Origin of the sequence: Pseudomonas sp. UBA6276 (assembly GCF_002438365.1) — a bacterium.
In the GTDB taxonomy this organism is placed as follows: Bacteria; Pseudomonadota; Gammaproteobacteria; order Pseudomonadales; family Pseudomonadaceae; genus Aquipseudomonas; species Aquipseudomonas coleopterorum.
Window position 1 is genome coordinate 2769 of sequence record NZ_DJUS01000057.1, and the last position, 437, is coordinate 3205.

General features: G+C 69.8%; 1 protein-coding gene. It reads right to left on the bottom strand.

All coding sequences use genetic code 11. The annotated features are described in order from the left end of the window. Positions 1-33: 33 nt before the first annotated feature. Positions 34-437 (bottom strand): methyl-accepting chemotaxis protein (locus B2V21_RS06660; protein ID WP_286916388.1); only part of this gene is annotated, 404 nt, incomplete at its 5' end.

Sequence of the window (437 nt, forward strand, 5' to 3'; positions counted from 1 at the left end):
CCCGCGAAGGGGGCGCCGCCGAATGACCGCCGGTCACCGCTGCCGACTCAACCCCGCCAGCCGCGTCGACAGCGCCTGCATGCCCTGGCTCAGTTCGCTGAGACTGGACGCGTCACGCGCGCCGTCCTCACTGGCCGCGTGAATGCGCACCGCCAGCTCGGTGATCTCCTGAGTGACATGGCTCTGCTCCTGGGCCGCCACGGCGATCTGCTGGGTGCGCTGGACGATGTCGTCGAAACCCACCACCGTGCTGCCCAGCGATACGCTCAGCACACCGGCCTGCTGCGCCACGGTGCGCGTCCGGTCCTCGCCCGCCACCATGGTATCGACCGCCTTTACCGACGCCTGACGCAGCTCGCCGATCATCTGCTGAATCTCGTCGGCCGACGTCTGGGTGCGCCCGGCGAGGGTGCGCACCTCATCGGCGACCACCGCAA